The organism is Kitasatospora sp. NPDC001539 (assembly GCF_040298565.1).
Lineage (GTDB): Bacteria > Actinomycetota > Actinomycetes > Streptomycetales > Streptomycetaceae > Kitasatospora.
This window is the reverse complement of record NZ_JBEPAK010000313.1, coordinates 1-7,081: the sequence shown is the minus strand read 5'-3', so window position 1 is coordinate 7,081 and position 7,081 is coordinate 1. Positions and strand designations below refer to the sequence as shown.

Annotated in this window: 8 protein-coding genes and 1 pseudogene; 5 read left to right on the top strand and 4 right to left on the bottom strand. The window is 76.2% G+C overall.

Annotated features, from left to right (window positions below; all coding sequences use genetic code 11):
• Positions 1–212, top strand: a 212-nt coding sequence (locus ABT247_RS30230; protein ID WP_350748852.1) for a molybdopterin-dependent oxidoreductase, incomplete at its 5' end; no start/stop codon positions are given.
• The gene (locus ABT247_RS30225) at positions 154–822 is read left to right on the top strand and encodes a cytochrome b/b6 domain-containing protein (RefSeq protein WP_350748849.1); all 669 of its coding nucleotides are present in this window, start codon (positions 154–156) and stop codon (positions 820–822) included. The genes ABT247_RS30230 and ABT247_RS30225, both read left to right, overlap by 59 nt.
• Before the next feature lie 79 nt (positions 823–901).
• On the opposite strand, the gene ABT247_RS30220 is transcribed toward ABT247_RS30225, so the two are convergent.
• The 3 genes and pseudogenes from ABT247_RS30220 to ABT247_RS30210 form a co-directional block, all read right to left on the bottom strand.
• A complete protein-coding gene (locus ABT247_RS30220) occupies positions 902–1,570 on the bottom strand; it encodes a class I SAM-dependent methyltransferase (RefSeq protein WP_350748846.1) in 669 nt (222 codons plus the stop codon).
• The gene (locus tag ABT247_RS33695) at positions 1,567–2,013 is read right to left on the bottom strand and encodes a DUF2064 domain-containing protein (protein WP_502892529.1); all 447 of its coding nucleotides are present in this window, start codon (positions 2,011–2,013) and stop codon (positions 1,567–1,569) included. The genes ABT247_RS30220 and ABT247_RS33695 overlap by 4 nt, the downstream gene beginning before the upstream one ends.
• 183 nt (positions 2,014–2,196) lie before the next feature.
• Positions 2,197–2,907: pseudogene (locus ABT247_RS30210) on the bottom strand (glycosyltransferase family 2 protein); the annotation flags it as partial.
• A gap of 325 nt (positions 2,908–3,232) precedes the next feature.
• Between ABT247_RS30210 and ABT247_RS30205 the strand changes: the two are divergent.
• Together ABT247_RS30205 and ABT247_RS30200 are read left to right on the top strand one after the other, a co-directional pair.
• A complete protein-coding gene (locus ABT247_RS30205) occupies positions 3,233–3,988 on the top strand; it encodes a response regulator transcription factor (RefSeq protein ID WP_350748843.1) in 756 nt (251 codons plus the stop codon).
• Positions 3,985–5,127, top strand: coding sequence for a sensor histidine kinase (locus tag ABT247_RS30200; protein ID WP_350748840.1), 1,143 nt, complete (start codon positions 3,985–3,987; stop codon positions 5,125–5,127). Before ABT247_RS30205 ends, ABT247_RS30200 begins: the two co-directional genes overlap by 4 nt.
• A 30-nt stretch (positions 5,128–5,157) precedes the next feature.
• Here the strand turns inward: ABT247_RS30200 and ABT247_RS30195 are convergent, their stop codons facing one another.
• The gene (locus tag ABT247_RS30195) at positions 5,158–6,213 is read right to left on the bottom strand and encodes an NAD-dependent epimerase/dehydratase family protein (RefSeq protein WP_350748837.1); all 1,056 of its coding nucleotides are present in this window, start codon (positions 6,211–6,213) and stop codon (positions 5,158–5,160) included.
• 156 nt (positions 6,214–6,369) lie between these two features.
• Between ABT247_RS30195 and ABT247_RS30190 the strand changes: the two genes are divergently transcribed.
• On the top strand, positions 6,370–7,081 hold a 712-nt coding region (locus ABT247_RS30190), incomplete at its 3' end, for an SDR family NAD(P)-dependent oxidoreductase (RefSeq protein WP_350748834.1).

The window sequence follows — 7,081 nt, the reverse complement described above, 5'->3', positions numbered from 1 at the left end:
CGCTCAAGCTGCAGGACGCCCCGATCCCGCACGCCCACGGCGGCCCGGTGCGCCTCTACGTGGCACCGATGTACTTCTACAAGTCGGCCAAGTGGCTGTCCGGGATCACCGTCACCGGCTCGGTGGAGCCGGGCTACTGGGAGCAGAACGGCTATGACGTCGACGCCTGGGTCGGCCGCTCGAACGGACGCGACGATGCACCGACCGCCTGACCGGCTGCTCCGCTTCACCCGCGCCGAACGCTGGGTGCACCGCGCCACCGCCGCCCTGGTCCTGACCTGCCTGGCCACCGCCGCCTGCCTGTACGTCGCGCCGCTGGCCGAACTGGTCGGACGGCGGCGGCTCGTCGTCACCGTGCACGTGTGGTGCGGCCTGGCGCTGCCGGTGCCGCTGCTGCTCGGGCTGGCCTTCCGGGCGGTGCGGGCGGACGTGGCGAGGCTGAGCCGCTTCCACCCGGTGGACCGGCAGTGGCTGCGGGCGACCAGGGCGCGCGCGTCGCACCGCCCGGCGGGGAAGTTCAACGCCGGGCAGAAGCTCTACGCCCAGTGGACGCTGGGCGCCATGCTGACGATCCTCGGCACCGGCCTGCTGATGTGGCTCACCCACCTGGCGCCGGCGGCCTGGCGGACCGGCGCGACCTTCGTCCACGACTGGCTCGCGGCGGCCATCGCGGTGGTGACCGCCGGGCACGTCCGGATGGCCCTGCGGGACCCGGAGGCCCGGCGCGGGATGCGGACCGGACTGGTCGACCGCCGCTGGGCCGAGCGCGAGCACCCGCAGTGGCCGGCCGTGAGCCGCGCGAAGGCGGAGGTACCGGAGTAGGTGCGCCGTGGGTGTGGGCCGTCCTGGTGGGCCTGTCCAACTGCGCCTTCCCGCGGCCCGGTCCGCCGGCACCGCCGCGTCAGCGGCGACCGACCGCCTTCCGCAACGCGAGGAAGTGGCGGCCGTGGGAGGACCACCGCTCGGTCTCGACCAGCCCGGCCCGGTCGGCGCGACGCACGGTGGCCGCCGCGCCGCAGCGGGCCCAGCCGAACGCCGGCCCGAGCCGGCCGTCCGCGCCCTCGACCCGGACGGTGATCCGTTCGTCGACCTCCCCCGGCTCCACCTCGACCAGCAGCACACCACCCGGGGCCAGGATCTCGGCGCTCCGGCCGAGCAGGAGCCCCGGGTCGCCGCCGATGCCGAGGTTGCCGTCGGCGAGCAGCGCACCGCCCCAGCGGCCCTCCGCCGGGAGGCGGTCGAAGACCGACCGCCGCAGGGCCGGCCCGCCGAGGCTCCTGGTGCGCGCCACCGCCGCGCCGGTGACGTCGACCCCCAGCGCCGGCACGCCGAGGCCGAGCAGGGCCGCGACGAGCCGGCCGGGCCCGCACCCGAGGTCCACCACCGGCGCGGCCAGCCGGGTGCAGCGCAGCAGCAGCCCATGATCGGCCCCGGCGGGGGGCGCGCACCAGCGCTCCACGTCGAGCGGGATCCGCCGGCCGTCCTCGCGCCGCAGCCAGAGCGGGCCCCGGCCGGCCCGCACGGCCTCGGCGAACGGGTCGTCCACCCATGCCTCGGCGGTGACGCTCACCCCGTCACCTCCCGGGCGGCCCCGATCGACCGGAAGCATTCCGCGAACCTGCTGCCCGGAGCCTCGGCGGCGACCTGGCGGGCGTCCCGGACGGTGTCCACGTCGGTGACCACCGGGAGGTGGCCGACCGTCAGCCCCTCCGCCACGAGCCGGCCGAGCAGGGCCCGCCCGGTGTCCGGCGTGGACATCGGCAGGCCCAGCAGCAGCCGCCGGGTCAGCCGCTCGGTGGGCCGGGCCAGCCCGAGCGCCCAGAACCCGCCGTCGGCGGCCGCCCCGTACCAGGCGTCGACGCCCGTGCGCCGCGCGGGCGACAGGGCCCCGGCGAGGAGCGCGGCGTCCAGCTGCGGGGTGTCCATGCCCACCAGCAGGGCGGGCGCGTCCGGAGCGAGCCGGCCGGCGTGCGCGAAGGCGGCCGCGAGCCGAGCGTCCAGCCCGCCGTCCACCTGCGGCACGACCTGCCAGCCGGGCGGCAGCCACGGGCCGGTGGCGCCCTCCAGGACGAGCAGCCGCCGCCCGGCCGGCACCCGGGCGAGGGTGGCGAGCGTGTCGGCGAGGGCGGCCTCGGCCAGCGCCGCCGCCTCTTCGGGCGTGCAGGGCGGGGTGAGGCGGGTCTTGACCCGCCCCGGGACCGGCGACTTGGCGATCACCAGCAGGGTCGGCGGCGGCGCGGCCAGGACGGCCCGCATGTCGCGGACGGCCTGCCGGGTGCCCCGCAGGGTGCCGGTGACCTTGGAGCGGCCCGTGCGCGGCAGGTAGTCGACGGGCGTCTCGGCGATCCGCATCCCCGCCGCCGACGCGGCGAGCACCATCTCCAGCGGGTAGCCGGAGCGGCGGTCGCCCAGGCCCAGCGCCAGCAGCCGGTCACGACGGGCGGCCCGCATCGGTCCGAGGTCGTGCAGCGGCGCCCCCGTCCTCGCCCGCAGCCGGCCGGCCAGGGCCGCGTTCGCCAGCCGGGCGTGCAGCGGCCACGCCCCGGCGGTCGCGGGGCGGCGCCGACCGAGCACCAGGTCCGCCGAGCCGGCGAAGACCGGCGCGGCGACCCGCGGCAGCTGGGCGGGATCCAACGAGCCGTCGCAGTCCATGAAGCAGACCAGCTCGGCGGTCGCGGCGAGCAGCCCGGCGTGGCACGCGGCGCCGAAGCCGCGCCGCGGCTCCTCGACGACCGTCGCGCCCAGCGAACGGGCCACCTCTGCCGAGCCGTCACGGGAACCGTTGTCGACGACGATCGCGCGCCAGCCCGCGGGCACCCGAGCCAGCACCCAGGGCAGGGCCCCGGCCTCGTCGAGGCACGGCAGGACGAGGTCGACGGACGATGAGGGGGGAGTCGGAGGGATCACGTCGGCCACGCTAAGGGCGGGTGGGCCCGTCGGGGCCGAACCGCGCCCTTACGGAAGTCCTACGTCGATCCGCCGGCGGCCGGAGTCGGGTTCCGCCGGCTGCCGGAGCCGCATCCCGCCGGCGGCCGGGGCCGCATCCCGCCGCCGGCCGGGGCCGCATCCCGCCGCGGCCCCCGACGGCGGCGGGGGCGCGTTCCGGCAGGTGCGCGTTCCGGCGGGTGCGGCGGCGGCCCGGGTCGCGTGCCGGCGAGCCGCGATCTTACGGAACGCGAACGTCCGCGCCGACGCGGTACCCACGGCGGCCGCGCCTCGTATCCTCGGCGAGGTGAACGACAGCCTCGGCCCCGCCGCACCACCGGACCCCGCCCGCATCCTGGTGATCGACGACGACCTCACCGTGGGCGAGGTCGTCGCCGGCTACCTCACCCGGGCCGGCCACCGGGTCGACCGGGCCTGCGACGGCGACCACGGCCTCGAGCTGGCCCGGGCCCACCGCCCCGACCTCCTGGTCCTGGACCTCATGCTTCCCGGGATCGACGGTCTGGAGATCCTCCGCAGGCTGCGCGCCACCGCCGACGGCGCCCACCTCCCGGTGGTCATGCTGACCGCCAAGGGCGACGAGGCGGACCGCATCCTCGGCCTGGAACTGGGCGCCGACGACTACGTCACCAAGCCCTTCAGCCCGCGGGAACTCGTCCTGCGCGTCCAGTCGGTGCTGCGCCGCTCCCGCGGCACGGCGCCCACGGCACCGGCCCCCGGGCCGCTGGCGTCCGGCGACATCACGCTCGACCCGCAGGCCCGCCGGGCCTGCCGCGCAGGCCGTGAACTCGCCCTGACTCTTAGGGAGTTCGACCTGCTCGCGTTCCTCCTCCGGCACCCCGGGACGGTCTTCCCCCGCCAGGAGCTGATGCAGCGGGTCTGGGGCTGGGACTTCGGCGACCTGTCCACCGTCACCGTCCACGTCCGCCGCCTGCGCGAGAAGATCGAGGACGACCCCGCCGCACCGAGACTGATCACCACCGTCTGGGGCGTCGGGTACCGCTACGACCCCGTCGCGGACGAGCAGGACGGCCCGAAGTGAAGGACCTGTCGCTGATCGCGCTGTTCGCGGGCCTCGGCGCGGCGGGCGCCGGCCTGCTCGGCTGGCTGGCCGTCCGGCTGCTGCGCCGCCGTTCGATGGCGCTCTCGCTCTTCTGCGTCGCCGTCGTCACCGTGCTCGCCGTCACCTCCGGGACGCTCGCCGTCGCCCAGGCGATGTTCCTGTCCGGCCACGACCTCGGCGTGGTGATAACCGTGCTCGGCATGGCGTCCGTGGTGTCGCTGCTCACGGCCGCACTGCTCGGGCGCCAGGTGGTGGCCGGCAGCCGCGCGCTGACCGCGGCCGCCCGTACCGTCGGCAGCGACGCCGGCTTCGCCGCGCCGAGGCATCCCCTGGGGCTCGAACTGGCCCAGCTCAGCGAGGAACTCGCCGCCACCAGTGCCCGGCTCGCCGAGTCGCGAGCGCGGGAGCAGGTGCTGGACGCCTCGCGGCGCGAGCTGATCGCCTGGATCTCCCACGACCTGCGCACCCCGCTCGCCGGGCTGCGCGCCATGGCCGAGGCCCTGGAGGACGGAGTGGTCGACGAGCCGGAGCACTACCTGAAGCGGATCCGCACCGAGGTGGAGCGGCTCACCGGCATGGTCGACGACCTCTTCGAGCTCTCCCGCATCCAGGCCGGCGCACTGTCCCTCTCGGTGTCCCGGGTGTCCGTCTACGACCTGGTCGACGACGCGCTGGCCGGCGCCCACCCGCTGGCCCGCCAGCGCGGCGTCCGCCTGGAGGGCCGTCAGGTCGTGGCCGAGCCGGTCGAGGTGGACAGCCGGGAGATCACCCGGGTGCTCGGCAACCTCCTGGTCAACGCGATCCGCTCGACGCCCGAGGACGGCGTCGTGGCGGTGTCGGCCCGCCGGGAGGTGGACGAGGTCGTGCTCTCGGTCACCGACGGTTGCGGCGGCATCCCGGAGCAGGACCTCTCCCGCGTCTTCGAGACCGGCTGGCGCGGCAGCGCCGCGCGCACGCCGCGGCGCGACCCAGGGGAGGGCGGGGACGGGGACAGCGGAGCCGGGCTCGGGCTGGCCATCGTCCGCGGCATCGTGGAGGCCCACTCCGGCCGTGCCCGGGTGCGCAACGTCGCCGGGGGCTGCTGCTTCGAGATCGCGCTCCCCGCCGCGCGCGGCTGACCGTGGGGCCGCGCCGCCGCAGCCGGGCCCTCAGGCCCGCAGGGGCGCGGCGGCGAACTCGGCCATCCCCGCCAGGAACGGCACCCGGGGCCGCCAGCCCAACTCGGCGCGCAGCCGCGAGGAGTCGGCCGTGATGTGCCGGACGTCCCCGAGCCGGTACTGCCCGGTCACCACCGGGGCCGGCCCGCCGCAGGAGTCGGCCAGCGCCCGGGCCATCTCGCCGACCGTGCGCACCTCCCCGCTGCCGACGTTGTACGCCCGGGCACGGCCCGGTGCCCGGTGGCGGACGGCCTCCAGCGCGGCCAGGTTCGCCGCCGCCACGTCGTCGACGTGGACGAAGTCCCGGCGCTGGCCGCCGTCCTCGAACACCCGGGGGGCCTCGCCGCGGGCGAGCGCCGAACGGAACAGCGAGGCCACCCCGGCGTACGGGGTGTCGCGCGGCATGCCGGGGCCGTAGACGTTGTGGTAGCGCAGCGTCAGGACGGACCCTCCGCACGCGCGGGCCCAGGCGGCGGCCAGGTGCTCCTGGGCGAGCTTCGTCGCGGCGTACACGTTGCGCGGATCGCCCGGCGCGTCCTCCGCGACCAGGCCCGGCCGGAGCGGGGCCGCGCACTCCGGGCAGGGCGGTTCGAACCGGCCCGCGTCGAGATCCTCCGGGCGCCGGGGGCCGGGCGCCACGCTCCCGTGCTCCGGACACGCGTACCGGCCCTCGCCGTAGACCACCATCGATCCGGCCAGCACCAGCCTCCGCACCTGCGCGCGTGCCATCGCGGCGAGCAGCACCGCCGTGCCGAGGTCGTTGCAGCCGACGTACTCGGGCGCGTCGTCGAGGTCCAGGCCGAGCCCGACCATCGCCGCCTGGTGGCAGACCGCGTCCACCCCGGTCAGGGAGCGTGCCAGCGTCGCCGCGTCCCGGACGTCGCCGTGCCGGAACTCGACGCCGTCCGGCAGGTCGGGCACCGCCCCCGAAGGGTGGACGGCGGGCAGCAGGGCGTCCAGCACCCGCACCTCGTGGCCCGCCGCGACCAGAGCGCGCACGACCGCCGAACCGATGAACCCGGCGCCGCCGGTGACGAGGATCCTCATGCCGGGGACGCTACCGGCCGAGCCGCAGGACGGAGCGCCGCAACCAGAGTCGTCAGCAATCCGTAAGGCGAACGACTAACCGGATAGTCCATCCGAATGTGCTAACGTCGCGTCAAGCGGATGATCTATCCGTATTGCCTCGGGAGTGGAAGAGCCATGAAGAAGACAGCCGTCGTCACGGCCGGGACGGCCGGGATCGGGTACGAGACGGCCCTGGGACTGGCCGCCGCCGGGTTCGAGGTCACCGTGGTCGGGCGCAACCCCGACCGGGGCGCCCGGGCGGTCGAGCGGATCAACGCGACGAACCCGGCGCACGCGGCGCGGTTCCTGGCCGCCGACCTCGCCTCCCTCGACGAGGTCCGCGCACTCGCCGACCGGATCGCCTCCGACCGCGCCGCCTCCGGCGAACCGCTGACGGTGCTGGTCAACAACGTCGGCGCGATGTTCGCGGACCGGCAGGACCTGAACGGCGTCGAGGCGTCGTTCGTCGTCAACTACCTCTCGCCGTACCTGCTCACCGAACTGCTGCTGCCCACCCTCACGGCGGGCTCGCCGAGCAGGATCGTGAACGTGACCTCGGGGGCCGTCACCGTCGCGAAGCGGTCGTTCGACGCCGTCGAGCCACCCGGCGGCTACTACGGCTTCCACTGGTACGGCCGCGCCAAGCTCGCCAACCTCGCATACACGCTCGACCTGGCCGCGCGGCTGGACGGCACCGGCGTGTCGGTCTTCGCCGCCGACCCCGGCGGTGCCGCGACCGACATGACCGACGGCACCCTGACGGACCCGAAGATCGTCTCGCCCGCCCTGCGGCTGATGTGGCCGCTGGTGCGCCGAAGGTTCCAACGCTCGACCTCCGGCCCGGCGT

Excerpts from the sequence above, each read along its gene's own strand:
- ABT247_RS30225 (WP_350748849.1), top strand. The coding sequence starts at position 154 with ATGACGTCGACGCCTGGGTCGGCCGCTCGAACGGACGCGACGATGCAC.
- ABT247_RS30195 (WP_350748837.1), bottom strand. The coding sequence starts at position 6,213 with ATGAGGATCCTCGTCACCGGCGGCGCCGGGTTCATCGGTTCGGCGGTC.